We start from the raw sequence: 16,858 nt of genomic DNA on the forward strand, positions 1-16,858 counted from the left end.
GGCTTCTACTACGGTCATCCGCGCAATCGCTTCTGGCCGGTCCTGGCGGATATTTTAGGGGAGCCGGCGCCTGGGACGATTGAGGAGAAGAAGAGCCTGGCGCTGCGCCGCCGGATCGCCGTGTGGGACGTCCTTGCAGGATGCGATATCTGCGGAGCGGACGACAGCTCCATTAAAAATCCGGTGCCCAATGACATGAACGTGATCCTTTCCCGGGCAGACATAAGGGCCGTGTTTACGACAGGGACAAAGGCGGACGAATTGTATGAAAGATACTGCTTTTCCCAGACGGAGATTGCCTCCATCCGGCTTCCGTCGACCAGCCCGGCCAACTGCCGGACCAGTTACGAAGAACTGAGGGCAGCCTATTCACAGATTTTAAAATACCTGTAAAATGCAAAATTTATGTAATTTTCCTCTAAAATCCTGCATAAATAAGTAAAAAAGCAGGGTTAATGCGAGTCATTTTGTTGACAAAACGGTATTTTCGTTTTATAATTCACTCAGCTAAAATATAAACATCAGAAGGCAGGCTGAACTTATACACGTCAACAGTAGAAACAGATGAATCTGTTTGAGGAGGAGAATTATGATGAATACTAAGAGTGAAACTAAGGCAGCAACGAAGACGGCAGAGACGAAAGCTGTAGAGACAACAGCAGAAGTCAAGACGGCAGAAAAGAAGCCGGCGAAAGCAACTCCGTCCGAGGCTAAGAAGGCACCGGCAGCAAAACCGGCGGCTGAGAAGAAAGCGGCTGCACCAAAGAAGGCTGCTCCGGCTAAGAAGGAAGCTGCGCCGAAGGCTGCACCTGAGAAAAAGGAAGCTGCGCCAAAGAAAGCTGTTGCTAAGAAGCCTGCAGCCGGGAAGGAAGTAAAGTCTTCCGTAGTTATCGAGTTTGCTGGAAAGCAGATCGTTGCAAAAGATGTTCTGGAAGCAGCAAAGAAGGCTTATGAGTCCATGAACAAGGGCGCTGTCATCGAGACAATCGAGATTTATGTGAAACCGGAAGAGCATACTGCTTACTACGTTGTAAACGGCGAAGGTTCTGACCAGTATAAGGTAATGTTATAATTGAATACATAGAATACGATACGGTGCTGTAAAAGGAATGGACGCGTTATTTTGCGGATGAAGTTCTTTTTACAGCACTATTTTTCTGCCGGCAGCGAGTCAGATGGCGTACCTGCAGGCGGCCTGCAGCGTTTTTAGACTTTGTGCTTCAGACTGTAGTAACCGTCCCTGGACGATGAAACACGACGGTACAGTCTGATGAGCATCAGAGTACAGGATACGGTAAAGAATATTTCCAGCGCGCTGCTGACGATTCCGGCCAGACACAAGAGCATGGCCGACAGCACAGTGATGATGTTCAGACAGATGAAGTAGGGACGGTATACTTCCCGGTTCATGCAGTAGAGCTTCCACACGATCAGGTAGAGACAGGCCAGCAGCAGCACGGAGGCGCTGAAGGCGAAGATCACGTGGAGAAATGCCCGAAAGGGCCTGTTTTCGGGAAGATAGGGCGTGGTGACCGCGAAGGCCAGCAGGATCAGCGCGCTGACGCTTGTAACTGTCTCCTTCCGGTTGCGTGGGAGGTGATGGATAATCTTTCTCAGCACATAGTAAAAATAGATGCCCACGATGATTCCCCATAGGAGAAAGGCATTCTTGCGGTTGGCCAGACTGCCCAGTACGGAGAAGTTCAGCCTGAATAAATCGGTTCCCCAGGCAAAAAGAAACGTGTAAACGGGAATAATAAAGTAAGCGGTGATGTTTAATATCATGTCGTACCTCGCAGGTTCATTAGTTGAAGAATCGTTTTAACGTCTCCTATATATTTTTATCATATAGTTCGAAAATATTTATAAACAAAGTGTGTAATTTGTCGAAAAAATTGGAAAAATAAAGGAAAATTATTCCGGAACATTGACGGAAAAGGCCGAATCTGGTAATCTGGTGAAAAGAATTCTTGAGAAAAATGAGGAATTGTGATGATAGAACTGCCGGAGGCATTTAAAAAAAAGATGAAGGGCCTTCTTGAAACGGAATATGAGGCGTTTTTGGAAAGCTATGAAAAAGAGCGGGTGCAGGGACTGCGGCTGAATCCCGGAAAGGCGGAGGCGGAGGAGTTTTTAGCGAAGGCCCCGTTTCACCTGACGAAGATTCCGTGGGCGAAGGAAGGCTATTACTACGATTCGGGGGACCGGCCGGGAAAGCATCCGTACCATGAAGCGGGGCTGTATTACATTCAGGAGCCCAGCGCTATGGCAGTGGTGGAACTTTTGGAGCCGAAGCCGGGAGACTGTGTGCTGGACCTCTGCGCGGCGCCGGGCGGCAAGACGACTCAGATCGCCGGACACCTGCTGGGAGAAGGCTTTTTGCTGAGCAATGAGATCCATCCGGCCAGGGCGAAGATACTCTCGCAGAACGTGGAACGCATGGGAATCCGGAACGCGGTGGTGGCCAATGAGACGCCGGAGCGGCTGGCAGAGCGCTTCCCGGAGTTTTTCGATAAAATCGTGGTGGACGCTCCATGCTCCGGTGAAGGCATGTTCCGTAAGGACGAGGAAGCCCGCAGCCAGTGGAGCCCGGATCACGTGATCATGTGCGCGGCGAGGCAGCGCCAGATTCTGGATCATGCGGCGCAGATGCTGAAGGCCGGAGGTCGCATGGTCTATTCCACCTGCACCTTTTCCCCGGAGGAGGACGAGCAGACCATCGAGACGTTTCTTTCGGATCATCCGGAATTTGAGATCGAGGACATGGGAACCCGGGAAGGCCTTTCGCCGGGGAGGCCGGAATGGGGAATCCTGTCCATGGAAACACTCCGGAAAACTTACCGGATATGGCCCCATCTGTCGGAGGGCGAAGGCCACTATCTGGCCGTGCTCCGCAAGACGGGGAAGGATGACGGGACGTGGAAACGAAAGGTTCCGAAGTATCTAAAAGACAAGGCCGTGTGGAAGGAGTATGAAGGCTTCTGCAGGGAGCTGTTTACGGAACCGGAGCGATACCTGGACAGGGAAGAGTATATCCTGTTCGGGGACCAGCTGTATCTGCTTCCGCCTCAGATGATCGATCTGGCCGGCCTGAAGGTGGTGCGTCCCGGCCTTCATATGGGATCGATGAAGAAGAACCGCTTTGAGCCATCCCACGCCCTGGCGCTCTCCATGAAGGAAGAGGAGGCGGTACGCTGTTTCTCCATGAAGGCGGATGGGAGGGAGACTGTCCGGTATCTGAAGGGGGAAACGCTGAGGATCGAGGAAGCAAAAAACTGTGATTTAAACGGACAGAAGGGCTGGGTCCTGATGACCGTGGACGGCTGGTCCCTGGGATTTTCCAAACTGGCCGGTGGAATCTTAAAAAATCATTATCCGAAGGGACTGCGCTGGATGGGAGGGACGGTATTCGTCTCCTGACCGAAGAGCCGGCGCATATCCTCTGGAAGAGGGGCCTCGAAATGAAGGGGCTCCTTTTTGATGGGATGAATAAAATCCAGCTGCCAGGAATGGAGGGCCTGCCTGCCAATCAGGCGGTAGTCGGGATTATAGAGAAAATCGCCGGGCAATGGGTGGCCGATATGCTTCATGTGAACCCGGATCTGATGGGTTCGTCCCGTCTCCAGGCGCAGCTCCACCAAGGAACAGTCGGTGTCACGATTGTAACACAGCGTGCGGTAATGGGTTCTGGCAGAATCCCCGCGTTCAAAGTCCACACAGAGCTCGATGGTGGAATCGCAGGTCCTGGCGATGGGGGCGTCGATCACGCCTTCCGGGGGAACCAGACCGGAGGCCGCAGCCAGATAACATCTGCGTATGGCATGGGTACGGACCATCTCGGACAGCATGCAGGCGCTGAGTGCGTGTCGCGCCAGTATCAGCAGGCCGGTGGTATCACGGTCCAGGCGGTTAATGGCCCGGTAGGTAGCGGCCTCTCCCTTCTCCCCCAGATACCAGGCGATTCCGTTCGCCAGTGTATTATCGTGATTTCCCTGGGACGGATGGATGGGGACGCCGGCGGCCTTATTGACGACGAGAAGGTCACGGTCCTCGTACCGGATGTCCAGGTCCATGGGAACGGGAACAATATTCTCTGAACCGTGTTCTTCGGGCAGTGTGACGGCGAGGGAGTCGCCCTCGTCCAGCCTGTACGTCGTATAGACAGGGCTTCCATTCTTTAAAATGGATTGCTCCGTGTGGCGCAGCCGGCGGATCAGAGCTGCGGAATAGCCGTTTGACAGCAGAAACTGTTCTACGGTCTTTTGTATGTCCTGTTGTTGAATGAGGTATGTCATAGTCGTTTTCATGGCATAAATTTTATCATGGCTGGGTGAGATTGACAAGAAATTTTAAAAATGTATAATTGTCTTATGGAAAAGAAGAAAGGACATACGATTATGATGAACGAAGAGCTTTATGAGAAACTGGAACAGGAATTAGAGAAGAATCATGTAGAGGAAGATGTGGAGGATGTGCTCCTCGATCTGGCGGAAAATATAGCAGAACGCGGAATTATGGATAAAGAAGTCATCTTTAAGCAATCCTATGGAAGGACGGAGGTTCACGGCTGCGGAGTCTGCGCGGAGGAAGACGGAGAGACCAGCGTGCTGATCAAATGGATTCGTGTAGGGAAAAAGGAGTTTGAGATCGACGATTATTTCCTCTAGAGACAGGCCGTATCAGCTGCACGGAGATGAAATGGAGGAAAGAATCAAATGACTGGAATCAGACAGCAGTATACAGTAAAAGACCTGGGAATCGACCTGCTCTGCGATATCGCGGGCGCATTCCTTTTCAATATCGGGATCTATAATTTCGCGGTGAATGCGGAGTTCGCCCCTGTTGGCGTCTCCGGTATCGCCCTTATTTTGCGCTATTTATTCGGACTTCCCATGGGTATCGTGAGCATCCTGCTCAACATACCGATCCTGCTTGTCAGCTATAAGCTGCTGGGAAGACGGTTCCTGCTCCGCTCCATGAAGAGTATGGTGATATTCGCGTTTGTGCTGGACTATGTGATGCCCATCATTCCTGTCTATGATGGAAACCCGTTCTATGCTTCGATCTGTACCGGTATCTTTTCGGGACTGGGACTTACGATTGTTTACCTGCGGGGCGGTTCCACAGGCGGCACGGACTTCCTGGTCATGGCTATCAGGAAGCTGTTTCCCCACCTGACGATCGGCCAGATCTCTCTGGTGGTGGATGCCGTAGTCATCATGGCCGGCGGCTTCGTGTTCCGCAATCTGGACGCGGTGATCCTGGGTATGATCTCCTCTATCGTGACCACCATGGTCATCGACAAGATCATGTATGGTCTCGGCGCCGGAAAGCTGATGCTTATCGTTACGTCGTGCGAGGCTGCGGTGGCAGCCGCCATCGAGGAGGCCACAGGGCGGGGCTGTACGTTTCTGGAAGGACAGGGCTCCTACTCCCTGGACGAGAAGAAGGTCGTCATGTGTGCATGCAATAACAGCCAGGTAATCCCCATCAGACGCGAGGTCCATGAGATCGATAAGGGCGCGTTTATCATTATCACGGATTCGAATGAGGTGTTTGGAGAGGGCTTTAAGCCAATCGAGATCATATGACAGTAAGAGCGGGAAGCAATCGTATTCCCGCTCAAATTCTATCTTATCACCATTGTTATCAATACGTTTCATTCCATCCTCTTTTATAATCCCGTACTTTGCCTGATCCGCCGCCCTCTGAACCTTTTTCGTCTTCCTTTAAGGCGGAATGGGATAGATGCTTTTGCTTGCTGGCGGCGTGATCGACGATGGAGTCCTTCTTTAAGAAGCTGGCCCGTTTGATGATGTCGGTGCCGAATTTGCTGCGGATCTGGTCAACCGCCTTTTCCATCTCCTTCATCTTCTTGGACTGCTCCGATTCGAACAGGCTGATCTGGCTGAACTCATCGTCAGATATCTTCGTTGCGCGCACTCCGATCAAGCGGAGCGGCGTGCGGTCCCAGAACTCCTTCAGCAGACGGCAGGCGTTCTCGTAAAGCACCGTGGTGGAATCCGTGGGGCTGTTAAGCGTCGTCTGGTGGGATTGTACGTGAAAGTCCCAGTCCTTGATTTCCACACAGACACAGTCACAGATCACGTGATCTGCGCGGAGCCGCGCTCCTACAGTCTCACAGAGGGACAGGAGCACGGTGAACGCCGTATCGAGGTCATCCACATCGCGGGACAGCGTGGTGCTGTTGCCGTAGCCCTTGTTGATGGGCTCGCGTTCCGCCACGGGGGAAGGATCGATGCCGCAGGCATAGTCGTGAATCTGTATGGCATACTTTTCGCCCAGAATGGGTTTTAACAGTTCCACATTGCAGGCGGCCAGCTGGCCGATGGTGTGGATTCCGATTCCCTCCAGCTTATTCTGGGCGGAACGGCCCACGAAAAACAGCTCCCGGATGGGAAGCGGCCACATCTTCTCCGGGATCTCATCGAGAAAGAGGGTGTGGCACATGTCGGGCTTCCTGAAATCGGAGGCCATCATTGCCAGAAGCTTGTTGGGGGCAATCCCGATATTCACGGTAAAACCCAGCTCCCGGCAGATGCGTTCACGGATCTGATTGGCCGTAGTCCATGGATCCCCGAAGAGATGGATGGTGGAGCTCATGTCCAAAAACGCTTCGTCGATGCTGAATTTTTCAATATCAGGGGTGTAGTCGGATAAGAGGTTCATCAGGAGAGTGGAGTAATGAATATAGACATCGAACCGCGAGGGGACGACACACAGTCCCGGGCACTTTCGCAGAGCCTGAACCAGCGGCTCCCCGGTAGTGACGCCATACTTTTTCGCCGGTGTGGACTTGGCCAGCACAATGCCGTGACGGGAAGCGGCGTCCCCGCCTACCGCGGAGGGAATCGTGCGGAGATCCAGCGCCTCCGGATCCTCCGTCAGACGGTAGACAGACTCCCAGCTTAAAAATGCGGAATTAACATCAATATGAAAGACAAGCGGACTCTGTGCCATAAGATTCCCTCCCTGTGTAAATGAAGAAATGATCTGCTTCTATTATATCGAATATATGTTCGCAAGTAAAGAGGAAACTTAAAGGCCAGACCTCTTAACCGGAATAAATGAAAAATAGAAGGAATAGGATAAAATAAAATCATACAGGGTGGTATGAGGATGAAGCAGGTCATACTATTTATTCTGTGCCTTGTGCTGTGCACGGGAATATGCGGGAGGGTTACGGCACAGGCGGAGACGGACGGGCAGGAACAACAAAATCAGAAGGATGAACTGGGGCTGTATGCGCAGTCGGCTGTTCTGATGGATGCGAAAACAGGCAGAATCCTGTATGGGAAAAATGAGGGGGTGGCCCGTCCCATGGCGAGTACGACGAAGATCATGACCTGCATCATAGCCCTGGAGTATGGAAATCTCTCCGACACTGTGACGGCGTCCCAGAATGCAGCGGCCCAGCCGAAGGTTCATTTGGGCGTGTATAAGGGGCAGACCTTCCGGCTGGAGGATTTACTCTACAGCCTGATGCTGGAATCCCACAACGACGCGGCCGTGATGATCGCAGAGCATGTGGGCGGAAGTGTGGAGGGCTTTGCGGCTCTGATGAATCAGAAGGCCAGGGATTTAGGGTGCGGCGACACGTATTTTATCACACCCAACGGGCTGGACGCCAGCAAGGAGGAGAACGGCCAGATGAAGGAGCACTCCACGACCGCTGCGGATTTGGCCCGCATCATGAATTACTGTATCGACACGTCACCGAAAAAGGATGAATTCCTGAAAATTACGGGGACACAGAGCTATTATTTTACGGATCAGGATGGGAAACGCTCCTACAGCTGCCAGAACCACAATGCGCTGCTGACCATGATGAGCGGCGTATTCTCCGGCAAGACCGGATTTACGGGGGGAGCGGGTTACTCCTATGTAGGGGCGTTAGAGGACGGAGAGCGGGAGTTTACCATCGCGCTCCTGGGCTGTGGATGGCCGCCTCACAAGACGTATAAATGGTCGGATGCCAGAAAGCTGTTCGGGTATGGAAAGGAACACTATCAGTACCGGGAGGTCTACCAGGAAAAGACATTTCCCGAAATTCCGGTGGAAAACGGAGTCCCCCTTTCCGGAAACCTGGGCGATCCGGTGGTGGTTCATGCCGATTTAAATCTGAAGGATGAGGAAAAGAGCTTAAAGCTTCTCATGGCTGAGGACGAGGAAGTGACCGTATCCGAGGAGCTTCCGGACCGTTTAAAGGCGCCGCTTAAGAAGGGGCAGACCGTGGGAACAGTGACGTACCGCCTGCAGGGAGAGACCGTAAAGACATTTCCTGTCTATCTCACCGAGGATGTGGAGAAAATCACCTTCCGGTGGTGTATCGACCGTGTGATCCAGCTCTTCCGGTCACCATTTTCATTTGTAAATAAACTGCTGGGGGCCTGATGGCTCAAGCTGGGGGCTTTTAGGAATGGGGCGTTTGTGATATACTAGGAGCATTGAGAAAGAATGAACGAAAGAAAGAGGCGTACAGAATGGAAGAGAATTTAAACGGAACGGCAAAACATTACACAGGCAGAATCCCTCTGGAGGGGCTGCCCAATACGAGAGATCTTGGCGGCATACATACCATGGATGGAAAGCAGATTGTACCGGCACGGCTGATTCGGAGCGGAGCGCTCTATGAGGCTACGCCGGCGGACATAACGCGTCTGACAGGGGAGTGCCGTCTGGGGACGGTGGTGGATTTCAGAACCTCCGTGGAGAGAAGCCAGAAGCCGGACCCTGAGATAGACGGCGTCATCAACATTTTCAATCCGATTCTGAACGAGGAGACGGTGGGGATCACCTTTGAGGACGAGGAGGAGGGAAAGCCGAAGCAGGATGCTTTAATCGGAATGCTGGAACACGCCTCTTCCCTGGGCGGGAATCCGGAGCTCTATGTGGATAAGCTGTATGAGAATCTCGTCATGGATGAACATGCGGCGGCGTATTACAGCCGCTTTTTCGATATCCTTCTGGAGGCAGACGACCGTGCGGTGCTCTGGCACTGTACCGCTGGAAAGGACCGGGTGGGCGTGGGAACAGCCCTTCTGCTGTCCGCCCTTTCCGTAGACAGGGATACGATTATCCGGGATTTTGTCCGGACGAATGATTACGTGATGGAAAATGCGGTGAAGACTGCGGACATGGTGCGGGAAAAGACGAAGGACGTGAGGCTTGCAGAGTGCGTGAAGGTGCTTTTGACGGTATCGGAGGATTATATCCGCCATGCGTTTTCCGCCATGGAGACCGCCTGCGGTTCCGTGGAAGCCTATCTGAATGAACGGATCGGCATAAATGAACGGAAGCAGGCGGAACTGAAACGAAAATTTCTTATTTCATAAGAAAGCGGATTTTATTTTCATAAGAAAGCGGAAGCCGCCGCCGTGTGCGTTACCGGCTGCGCGTTCAAAATCAGGACATCTCCGTCGCGGACGTGGGTCTGGCCCGTCGGAACGAGGGAGCGGCCCGCCCTGCGTATGAGAAAGATCAGGGTGTCTGCGGGAAGCGTAAGCTCCGACAGCGGTTTGTTCACCCATGGATGGTACCGGCCGATCCGGACTTCGCGGAGCTTCATGCCGCTTTTGTCCGCATAGGCCGGACTGTTCAGGATGATGGTGTCATCCGCCGTGATGAGCGTGCTTCCGTTGGGAATCAGCGTCTTCCCATCCCGCAGAACCATGACGGCCAGCATATCCTCCGGGATGGAGATATCCTGGAAGGTATGGCCGATCCAGGGATGTCCCTCGGGGAGACGGACCTCGGTCAGATGGATGGACTGGTCTTCCTGATAGTCGTTAAAGGTCTTGAAGATATCGTCGGTGGAACCGATTACTTCCAGCTTCTTCGCCATCCATGGAAGCAGAGAGCCCTGAATGGCCACCGACAGGAGGCAGACGCAGAACACGATATGAAAGATGTCGTATTCCATGGCGGCCGGACTCAGGACCGTGGTGATGGCAAAGACGATGGAGGCGGCTCCCCGCAGGCCGGCCCAGGAGATCAGCAGCTGCTGGCGAAAGGGTACTTTAAAGGGCCGCAGTATGATGTAGATGGCCGCGGGCCGCGCGATCAGAAGCATGAAGGCCATAATGCAGACGGAAGGGACCAGTACGGGAATGATCCTGGAAGGAAAACACAGGAGCCCCAGCAGGAAAAACAGAATAATCTGCATCATTCCGGTGATGCCGTCAAAAAAGTGGACGAGTTCCACTTTTCCTTTTATCTTGCTGTTGCCCAGGATAATACCAGCGATATAGACGCTTAAGAAGCCATTGCCGGAGACTGAGGCTGAGAGACCGTAGGTTAAGACTGCAAGGGCCATGGTGAGAATCGGAAGCATTTCTCCGAAAAAAAACTGTTCAGAGTTTAAAAGCTTCGATCCGGCCAGGCCGGCTGCCACGCCGAACAGGATACCGTACAGCACCTGCGCCGAGAAGACGAGGGCGACGGAGCCGGCGGAAGAGTGGCCCGCCATCATGCCCAGTACGATTGTAGTCAGCATATAGGCGACGGGATCGTTGCTTCCGCTCTCCACCTCGAGGATGGACGCCATACCGTCTACAAGGTTAAGCTTTTTCATGCGGAGAATGGAAAATACGCTGGCGGCATCCGTGGATCCGAGTACGGAGCCGATTAAAAGTCCTTCCAGCAGGGAAGTCTTCAGAATAAAATGGCAGAAAAGGCCGGTTAAGAGTGCGGTAAGTATGACACCGGCGCTGGAAAGCAGCACAGCCTTTTTTGCCACAGGCCTGGCGGCCTCCCAGTTGGTACAGAATCCTCCATAAAACATGATGAAAATCAGGGCGACGGAACAGATGCTCTCCGCGAGTCCATAGTTGGAAAAGGGAATCCGGAAGATTCCGTCTGTCCCGAACATCATGCCCAGAATGATAAAGAGGAGAAGGGAGGGGACGCCGATGCGGGTTGACAGGCTCCCTGCAAAGATGCACAGGATGCAGATAAATGCAGCCATAATTAAATATAACTCCATGTGTTCACTCCTTTTTGAGTATAAAATTTCATCATAAAGTATAACAGGAGGACGGCGGAAAAAGTAAAACGGAGAGGAATTGAAACGAAATCTTAACGGCGGGGGTTTTAAGAAACCGGGGATTATGCTATACTGGGAGGCGGTGTTATTTACCGATGAAAGGAAGTCAGATCTGTATGAATATGAAAAAAATAATAACCGTGCTGGCGGGAAATACGCTTTACGCCCTGGCCGTGTCCCTCTTTATCCTTCCAAACGGCCTCATCACCGGCGGGACGACGGGACTGGCATTGGTGGCTCAGTATAAGCTCGGGATTCCCATCGCGGCGTTCGTCGGCGTTTTTAATGTGGTGATGTTTGTGGCGGGGGCGGCGGTTCTCGGCAAAGCGTTCGCATTTACGACAATTATCAGTACTTTTTACTATCCGTTTATACTCGGCGTCTTTGAAGGACTGTTCGGTTCCTCTCCCCTCACCGGGGATACGATGCTGGCGACCGTTTTTGCCGGACTCCTGATCGGCGCGGGAATCGGCATGGTGATCCGTGCGGGGGCATCGACCGGAGGTATGGATATACCGCCGCTGATTCTCAATAAGAAGTTCCGCCTTCCGGTCTCCATGACGATGTCGGTGTTCGACTGCCTGATCCTGCTGACCCAGATGGTGTTTGCAGGCAAGGAGAAGATCCTGTACGGAATTCTGCTGGTGCTTCTCTACACCATGGTGCTGGATAAGGTGCTGATGATCGGACAGAACCAGATGCAGGTCAAAATCATCAGCGAGCAGTGTGAGATCATCAGCGAGGCGATCCAGAACCGGATGGACCGGGGGACGACGCTGCTCCTGATCGAGGGAGGCCATTTGAGAAAGGCATCCTATGCGGTGCTCACGGTCGTATCGGGCCGGGAGCTGTCGAAGCTGAACGAACTCGTCATGGGGCTGGACTCCAATGCATTTATGATTATCAACCAGGTCAGCGAGGTGCGCGGCCGTGGATTTACCCTTCACAAGGAGTATAAATAAGGGAAGAATCTTACAGAAAACTGACTAACATTTACAGTTTTGGAAACTCTATTGACTTCCGCTTCTGTGTGGTATATACTTTGCCCGAAGCGCAGAAAGGAAGTGTGCACTTATGGTGAGAAGAGGAAAGCTTCTGGCTGTTCTGCTGGCTGTCATCACAGTGCTGGCGGCTGGTGGCTGTTCAGGGAAAAGTGCGTCTCAGGCAGCGGGAGCCGCAGAGACGACAGCGGCGACAGCCACAGAGGCCGCGAAGGATGAGGCTGCGCCGTTTCGCGCAGAGATAGAAAAAGAGGAAGAGACGACTCCGGAAGGTATGGAGAAAGAGGCCCGGGCGGCAGCTGGTCCGGGAGCAGAGGACGGCGGCGCGGCAGAATCGGAGGCAGGAGATAAGGATATCGAGGCATTTGCGGAGCTGGTCCAGGAAGCGGTAGCGGACAGGGACATGGAGGCTCTGGCGGATCTGGCCGCATTCCCCTTAAATCTGGAGACTGCTGATGGAGAGAAGATGACTTTTGCAGACAGAAACGAGTTCTTAAAACAGAATCCGGATCTGATCTTCGGGGACGATTTGATGGTGGCGATCGCAGGAGTTGACACGGCGACACTGGAAGCGAACGCGGATGGCGTGACCATGGGAGAGGAAAATCCCCATATCCGCTATAAAAAGACAGAGGATGGTACATTTCGCATAATGGACATCCGGGAATGACGTGTGCAATAGTTACAAATTAGACAACGAAAACTTGTGTATTTCGCTGGAAGTTAAGAAAGATTGTGAAATAATGCTGACAAGTTCTTAGGACTGCATGATGTGGATTATGAAAAATCCATAGAATGCAGTTCTTTTTTTTCCAAAAAAACCTTGAAATTTGTCATAATTAATTATACAATTATAATCGGCAGAAATTGGTGTTATTCTACGGATCTTTGTTAATTACTTAACAGAGCCCGTACAAATATTACAAAATGGAGGATTGCAAAATGAGTAATTCAGCACAGACATCAGCAAGCAACAGAATCAATGCTTTGCTTGATGAGAACAGTTTTGTTGAAGTCGGCGCCTATATCACGGCCAGAAATACAGACTTCAACATGACATCAAGGGAAACCCCTGCTGACGGTGTTGTTACCGGTTACGGTACCATCGAAGGATGCCTTGTGTATGTGTACAGCCAGGACGCATCCGTACTGGGTGGTTCCATCGGCGAAATGCATGCAAAAAAAATCGTTAATCTTTATGCGGCGGCCATGAAGACGGGCGCTCCGGTCATTGGCCTGATCGACTGCGCAGGCTTAAGACTTCAGGAAGCTACCGACGCCCTGGACGGATTTGGCCAGCTTTATTTAAGCCAGACCATGGCTTCCGGTGTGATTCCGCAGATCAGTGCAGTGTTTGGAACCTGCGGCGGCGGTATGGCGGTTTCCACAGCTATGGCTGATTTCACATTTGTGGAGAGCAAGAACGGTAAATTATTTGTGAATTCCCCGAACGCACTGGCTGGCAACTATACCGGCAAATGCGACACGGCATCCGCTGATTTCCAGAGTAAGGAAACCGGACTGGCAGATTTTACAGGCGATGAGGCGGAAATTTTAAGCGGTATCAGAACCCTGGTTACCATCCTCCCGGCCAATAACGAAGATGACATGTCCTATGACGAGTGTAACGACGATTTAAACCGTGTGTGCTCCGATCTCGCAAACTATGTGGGAGACACGGCCATCGCGCTGACACAGATTTCTGATGATAATTTCTTCATGGAAGTGAAGAAGGATTACGCTCCTTCCATGGTAACCGGATTCATCCGTATGAACGGAACGACGGTGGGCGCTGTTGCCAACCGCACAGAATCCTATGATGAGAGCGGCTTAAAGACTGCTGAGTACGATGCGGTTTTAACCTCTCAGGGCTGCACCAAGGCTGCGGAATTCGTAGAGTTCTGCGATGCATTTAATATCCCGGTGCTTACTCTTGTCAATGTAAAGGGCTATAAAGCCAGCAAATGTACCGAGAGAAAGATCGCCAAAGCGGCGGCTAAGCTTACGTATGCATTTGCCAATGCGACAGTTCCGAAGGTAACGGTTGTCATCGGACAGGCGTTCGGAACCGCTTATTTGACGATGAACAGCAAGTCAATCGGCGCCGATATGGTTTACGCATGGCCGGATGCTTCCATCGGCATGATGGATGCGAAGGAAGCAGCGAAGATCATGTATGCGGATGAGATCGGCAAGGCGGACGACAGCGTTTCCTTAATTAATGAAAAGGCGGAAGGCTATCAGACTTTACAGTCCAGCGCACTGGCCGCTGCAAAGAGAGGCTATGTTGATGATATCATCGATGCAAGCGAGACAAGAGCCCGCGTGATTGCTGCATTTGAGATGTTATTCACGAAGAGAGAGGATCGTCCGGATAAAAAACATGGCACGGTCTAGAATGAGGTGACAGGTATATGAAACTGAATATGAAACGAGTAGCATTAGGACTTTGCATGGCAGCCTGTCTCTTTTCATTATCTGCTTGCAGTAAGGCTGACACCGCTTCCTCAGAGATCGATGTCAACATTCAGGCTCAGTTAAGCCAGATGGCTTCCGGATATTTAAGCTCTTACGTGAACATTCCGGATGATCAGCTGGACGAGGTGAGAAACCAGACTGCAAAACAGAGCGAAGCTCTTGCCGAGGGTGTGGACTCCTGGAAGAACGTCAAGCATGACCTTGGCGCCATGATTTCCGTAGAGGACACGGCTGAGGTAGAAGAGATTGACAGCGGCTACAGCGCAACGGTCCATGCGGTTTTTGAGAAGAGAGAGATGGACTTCGGTATCACGACCGACAGGGAAGGTGCGATTACCAGCGTTTCCTTTGTCCCGGAGTACACGTTAGGCGAGAACATGGAACAGGCCGCCATGAATATGGTCATGGGTATGGGAACCGTATTTATTGTCCTGATCTTCATCAGCTTCCTCATCAGCTGCTTCAAATATATTAACCGTTTTGAAGAGAAGATGAAGAACAAGGGAAAGAAAGAAGATCCGGAACCATTAGCGGCAGCAGAACCGGCACCGGCAGCAGTTGTCCAGGCAGCAGAAGAGAACCTGGCCGATGATCTGGAACTGGTAGCAGTCATTACAGCTGCGATTGCAGCATCTACAGGAACGAGCCCAAGCGGTCTTGTCGTACGCTCCATCAGACGTGCACCGGCAGGGAAATGGAAAAAAGCATAATAATCAGGAGGATTATCATCATGAAGAATTATACAATTACAGTTAATGGTAATGTTTATGACGTAACCGTAGAAGAAGGAACCGGAAGCGCAGCACCAGCAGCGGCACCAAAGGTAGCGCCGGCGGCACCGAAGGCAGCTCCTGCAGCACCGAAGGCAGCAGCACCGGCCGGAGCAGCAGGCTCCGTAACGGTAGCGGCTCCAATGCCAGGCAAGATTTTAGGCGTGAAGGCAAATCCTGGACAGGCAGTGAAGAAGGGCGACGTAATCGTTATTCTTGAAGCCATGAAGATGGAAAATGAAATCGTAGCTCCTCAGGATGGAACAATTGCAAGCATTAATGTAGCAACCGGCGATTCCGTAGAAGCAGGCGCAACACTGGCTACATTAAACTAAGGCAGAGCTTCCGCCAGATAGAGGCGGATTCCATATGGAGGGATTAACATGGATATATTTAGCACATTGAACAATCTTCTTCATCAAACAGCATTCTTTAATCTGACAGGCGGCAATCTGCTCATGATTCTGGTCGCGTTCGTATTCTTATATCTTGCGATCAGACATGGATTTGAACCGTTACTGCTGATTCCTATTTCATTCGGTATGCTGCTTGTTAATATCTATCCGGATATTATGAAGGAAATTGGTGCAGATGGTTCCGGCGGCGGACTTCTGCAGTACTTCTTTAAACTGGACGAATGGAGCATCCTGCCTCCGCTTATCTTCATGGGCGTCGGCGCGATGACGGATTTCGCTCCGTTAATTGCCAATCCGAAGAGCTTCTTACTCGGTGCGGCTGCACAGTTTGGTATCTACAGCGCCTATTTCCTGGCGATCCTCTTAGGATTCAACGGAAAAGCGGCAGCTGCTATCTCCATTATCGGTGGTGCTGACGGCCCTACTTCCATCTTCCTTGCGAGCAAGCTGGGACAGACGGCTTTAATGGGACCGATCGCTGTGGCGGCTTATTCCTACATGGCCCTCGTTCCGATCATCCAGCCACCGGTTATGAAACTGCTTACTACCGAGAAGGAACGAAAGATCAAGATGGAGCAGTTACGTCCTGTATCCAAGCTTGAGAGAATCTTATTCCTGATCATTGTAACGGTTGTTGTTTGTATGATCCTCCCGACCACAGCGCCACTCGTTGGTATGCTGATGTTAGGTAACTTATTCAGAGAGAGCGGCGTTGTGAAGCAGCTGGCAGAGACAGCGAGCAACGCGTTGATGTACATCGTAGTTATCCTGCTGGGAACTTCCGTAGGCGCAACCACGAGTGCAGAAGCATTCTTGAACTGGAACACATTAAAGATCGTATTCCTTGGTCTGGTAGCATTTATCGTTGGTACGGCAGCCGGAGTGCTGTTCGGAAAGCTGATGTGCGCGCTGACTCACGGAAAAGTAAATCCGCTGATCGGTTCTGCCGGTGTATCCGCAGTTCCAATGGCGGCACGTGTATCCCAGAAGGTCGGTGCTGAGGCAGATCCTACCAACTTCCTGCTGATGCATGCGATGGGCCCGAACGTGGCAGGCGTTATCGGTACAGCAGTTGCGGCCGGTACCTTCATGGCTATCTTCGGAGTGAAATAATAAAGATTATTAGGA

At 51.9% G+C, this 16,858-nt stretch carries 17 protein-coding genes; 13 read left to right on the forward strand and 4 right to left on the reverse strand.

Going from position 1 to position 16,858, the window contains the following annotated elements; translation table 11 throughout:
- Positions 1-393: DNA-deoxyinosine glycosylase (locus tag ACLTD4_RS20940; RefSeq protein WP_412331535.1), on the forward strand; the 393-nt coding region annotated here is incomplete at its 5' end.
- A gap of 196 nt (positions 394-589) precedes the next feature.
- Positions 590-1,072, forward strand: a complete 483-nt coding sequence (locus tag ACLTD4_RS20945) for a DUF6465 family protein (protein WP_117621785.1) — start codon at positions 590-592, stop codon at positions 1,070-1,072.
- A 134-nt stretch (positions 1,073-1,206) separates the two neighbouring features.
- Here ACLTD4_RS20945 and ACLTD4_RS20950 read toward each other — a convergent pair whose 3' ends face one another.
- Positions 1,207-1,785 (reverse strand): hypothetical protein, encoded by a 579-nt coding sequence (locus ACLTD4_RS20950; RefSeq protein WP_055660977.1) that lies wholly within the window; start codon positions 1,783-1,785, stop codon positions 1,207-1,209.
- 207 nt (positions 1,786-1,992) lie between these two features.
- Between ACLTD4_RS20950 and ACLTD4_RS20955 the strand changes: the two genes are divergently transcribed.
- On the forward strand, positions 1,993-3,420 hold the full coding sequence (locus ACLTD4_RS20955) for an RsmF rRNA methyltransferase first C-terminal domain-containing protein (RefSeq protein WP_181988723.1): 1,428 nt from the start codon (positions 1,993-1,995) through the stop codon (positions 3,418-3,420).
- Here the strand turns inward: ACLTD4_RS20955 and ACLTD4_RS20960 are convergent.
- Positions 3,372-4,307 (reverse strand): RluA family pseudouridine synthase, encoded by a 936-nt coding sequence (locus tag ACLTD4_RS20960; protein WP_412331536.1) that lies wholly within the window; start codon positions 4,305-4,307, stop codon positions 3,372-3,374. The genes ACLTD4_RS20955 and ACLTD4_RS20960 overlap by 49 nt on opposite strands.
- 90 nt (positions 4,308-4,397) lie before the next feature.
- Between ACLTD4_RS20960 and ACLTD4_RS20965 the strand changes: the two genes are divergently transcribed.
- Together ACLTD4_RS20965 and ACLTD4_RS20970 are read left to right on the forward strand one after the other, a co-directional pair.
- Positions 4,398-4,667 (forward strand): hypothetical protein, encoded by a 270-nt coding sequence (locus tag ACLTD4_RS20965; protein ID WP_055660989.1) that lies wholly within the window; start codon positions 4,398-4,400, stop codon positions 4,665-4,667.
- Positions 4,668-4,715: 48 nt separating this feature from the next.
- Positions 4,716-5,591, forward strand: coding sequence for a YitT family protein (locus ACLTD4_RS20970; protein WP_002600484.1), 876 nt, complete (start codon positions 4,716-4,718; stop codon positions 5,589-5,591).
- 58 nt (positions 5,592-5,649) lie between these two features.
- On the opposite strand, the gene ACLTD4_RS20975 is transcribed toward ACLTD4_RS20970, so the two are convergent.
- Positions 5,650-6,981, reverse strand: a complete 1,332-nt coding sequence (locus tag ACLTD4_RS20975) for a DNA polymerase thumb domain-containing protein (protein WP_412331537.1) — start codon at positions 6,979-6,981, stop codon at positions 5,650-5,652.
- A 159-nt stretch (positions 6,982-7,140) separates the two neighbouring features.
- Here ACLTD4_RS20975 and ACLTD4_RS20980 point away from each other — a divergent pair, with 159 nt between their 5' ends.
- Entirely contained in the window at positions 7,141-8,415 is a 1,275-nt protein-coding gene (locus tag ACLTD4_RS20980; RefSeq protein ID WP_117621788.1) for a D-alanyl-D-alanine carboxypeptidase family protein, read from the forward strand.
- Between the two features lie 89 nt (positions 8,416-8,504).
- Complete coding sequence (locus ACLTD4_RS20985; RefSeq protein WP_025531868.1) at positions 8,505-9,356, forward strand: tyrosine-protein phosphatase; 852 nt, start codon at positions 8,505-8,507, stop codon at positions 9,354-9,356.
- Positions 9,357-9,373: 17 nt separating this feature from the next.
- On the opposite strand, the gene ACLTD4_RS20990 is transcribed toward ACLTD4_RS20985, so the two are convergent.
- Complete coding sequence (locus ACLTD4_RS20990) at positions 9,374-11,005, reverse strand: potassium/proton antiporter (protein WP_412331538.1); 1,632 nt, start codon at positions 11,003-11,005, stop codon at positions 9,374-9,376.
- A 176-nt stretch (positions 11,006-11,181) separates the two neighbouring features.
- Between ACLTD4_RS20990 and ACLTD4_RS20995 the strand changes: the two genes are divergently transcribed.
- The 6 genes from ACLTD4_RS20995 to ACLTD4_RS21020 all read left to right on the forward strand — a co-directional run bounded on the left by ACLTD4_RS20995 (position 11,182) and on the right by ACLTD4_RS21020 (position 16,843).
- Positions 11,182-12,027, forward strand: a complete 846-nt coding sequence (locus tag ACLTD4_RS20995) for a YitT family protein (RefSeq protein ID WP_086022243.1) — start codon at positions 11,182-11,184, stop codon at positions 12,025-12,027.
- A 112-nt stretch (positions 12,028-12,139) separates the two neighbouring features.
- A complete protein-coding gene (locus ACLTD4_RS21000) occupies positions 12,140-12,736 on the forward strand; it encodes a hypothetical protein (RefSeq protein WP_117621790.1) in 597 nt (198 codons plus the stop codon).
- 272 nt (positions 12,737-13,008) lie between these two features.
- A complete protein-coding gene (locus tag ACLTD4_RS21005; RefSeq protein ID WP_002600477.1) occupies positions 13,009-14,463 on the forward strand; it encodes an acyl-CoA carboxylase subunit beta in 1,455 nt (484 codons plus the stop codon).
- Between the two features lie 17 nt (positions 14,464-14,480).
- Positions 14,481-15,254, forward strand: a complete 774-nt coding sequence (locus ACLTD4_RS21010) for an OadG family protein (protein WP_055655654.1) — start codon at positions 14,481-14,483, stop codon at positions 15,252-15,254.
- 20 nt (positions 15,255-15,274) lie between these two features.
- Complete coding sequence (locus tag ACLTD4_RS21015) at positions 15,275-15,649, forward strand: biotin/lipoyl-containing protein (RefSeq protein ID WP_055655652.1); 375 nt, start codon at positions 15,275-15,277, stop codon at positions 15,647-15,649.
- A 48-nt stretch (positions 15,650-15,697) separates the two neighbouring features.
- Entirely contained in the window at positions 15,698-16,843 is a 1,146-nt protein-coding gene (locus tag ACLTD4_RS21020; protein WP_412331539.1) for a sodium ion-translocating decarboxylase subunit beta, read from the forward strand.
- The last annotated feature ends 15 nt before the right edge of the window (positions 16,844-16,858 follow it).

This window comes from Hungatella sp. (genome assembly GCF_046966825.1).

Bases quoted from the DNA above. Each gene is read 5' to 3' on its own strand.
- ACLTD4_RS21010 (WP_055655654.1), top strand. From the start codon at position 14,481: ATGAAACTGAATATGAAACGAGTAGCATTAGGACTTTGCATGGCAGCC.
- ACLTD4_RS20955 (WP_181988723.1), top strand. From the start codon at position 1,993: ATGATAGAACTGCCGGAGGCATTTAAAAAAAAGATGAAGGGCCTTCTT.
- ACLTD4_RS21020 (WP_412331539.1), top strand. From the start codon at position 15,698: ATGGATATATTTAGCACATTGAACAATCTTCTTCATCAAACAGCATTC.
- ACLTD4_RS21015 (WP_055655652.1), top strand. From the start codon at position 15,275: ATGAAGAATTATACAATTACAGTTAATGGTAATGTTTATGACGTAACC.
- ACLTD4_RS20970 (WP_002600484.1), top strand. From the start codon at position 4,716: ATGACTGGAATCAGACAGCAGTATACAGTAAAAGACCTGGGAATCGAC.
- ACLTD4_RS21000 (WP_117621790.1), top strand. From the start codon at position 12,140: ATGGTGAGAAGAGGAAAGCTTCTGGCTGTTCTGCTGGCTGTCATCACA.
- ACLTD4_RS21005 (WP_002600477.1), top strand. From the start codon at position 13,009: ATGAGTAATTCAGCACAGACATCAGCAAGCAACAGAATCAATGCTTTG.
- ACLTD4_RS20980 (WP_117621788.1), top strand. From the start codon at position 7,141: ATGAAGCAGGTCATACTATTTATTCTGTGCCTTGTGCTGTGCACGGGA.
- ACLTD4_RS20965 (WP_055660989.1), top strand. From the start codon at position 4,398: ATGATGAACGAAGAGCTTTATGAGAAACTGGAACAGGAATTAGAGAAG.
- ACLTD4_RS20985 (WP_025531868.1), top strand. From the start codon at position 8,505: ATGGAAGAGAATTTAAACGGAACGGCAAAACATTACACAGGCAGAATC.
- ACLTD4_RS20945 (WP_117621785.1), top strand. From the start codon at position 590: ATGATGAATACTAAGAGTGAAACTAAGGCAGCAACGAAGACGGCAGAG.
- ACLTD4_RS20990 (WP_412331538.1), bottom strand. From the start codon at position 11,005: ATGGAGTTATATTTAATTATGGCTGCATTTATCTGCATCCTGTGCATC.
- ACLTD4_RS20950 (WP_055660977.1), bottom strand. From the start codon at position 1,785: ATGATATTAAACATCACCGCTTACTTTATTATTCCCGTTTACACGTTT.
- ACLTD4_RS20975 (WP_412331537.1), bottom strand. From the start codon at position 6,981: ATGGCACAGAGTCCGCTTGTCTTTCATATTGATGTTAATTCCGCATTT.
- ACLTD4_RS20960 (WP_412331536.1), bottom strand. From the start codon at position 4,307: ATGAAAACGACTATGACATACCTCATTCAACAACAGGACATACAAAAG.
- ACLTD4_RS20995 (WP_086022243.1), top strand. From the start codon at position 11,182: ATGAATATGAAAAAAATAATAACCGTGCTGGCGGGAAATACGCTTTAC.